This is a genomic window from Corallococcus praedator, assembly GCF_003612125.1.
GTDB lineage: Bacteria > Myxococcota > Myxococcia > Myxococcales > Myxococcaceae > Corallococcus > Corallococcus praedator.
In genome coordinates this window covers 1-388 of sequence record NZ_RAWI01001426.1, presented here as the reverse complement: position 1 = coordinate 388, position 388 = coordinate 1, and the positions used below count along the sequence as shown (strand labels likewise).

The window sequence follows — 388 nt, the reverse complement described above, 5'->3', positions numbered from 1 at the left end:
GTCTGGTCCTGCTGAGCCTTCTGCGCCTGGTACTGGTTGAGCAGGTACTGCTTCTGGTTCTTCATCGTCTGGATCATCGCCGGCATCAAAGCCGCCATTTGCGGTGTCAGAGTGGCCAACTGCTCGATGTCGGGCACGATGTCCTGGATGTCGTCGGACAACACGCTGATGCCGTCGAGGGTGTCGAAGATCGACCGCAGCGACCAGCACACCGGACTGTCGAAGCAGTGCGGTTCCCAGTAGAAGTAGTTGCGCAGCGGCCGGAAGAAGTCGTCGAAGTCGGCGAGATGGTCCCGGATCTCGTTGGTGTCGGCCGAGGTGTTCTGGAACTTCTCGGACATCTTCTGCGTGACGGCCGCCAACTGCAGGGTGATGCTGTGCATCTTGG

At 59.8% G+C, this 388-nt stretch carries 1 pseudogene; it reads right to left on the bottom strand.

The annotated features are described in order from the left end of the window. A pseudogene (locus D7Y13_RS44740) lies at positions 1-388 on the bottom strand (hypothetical protein); the annotation flags it as partial.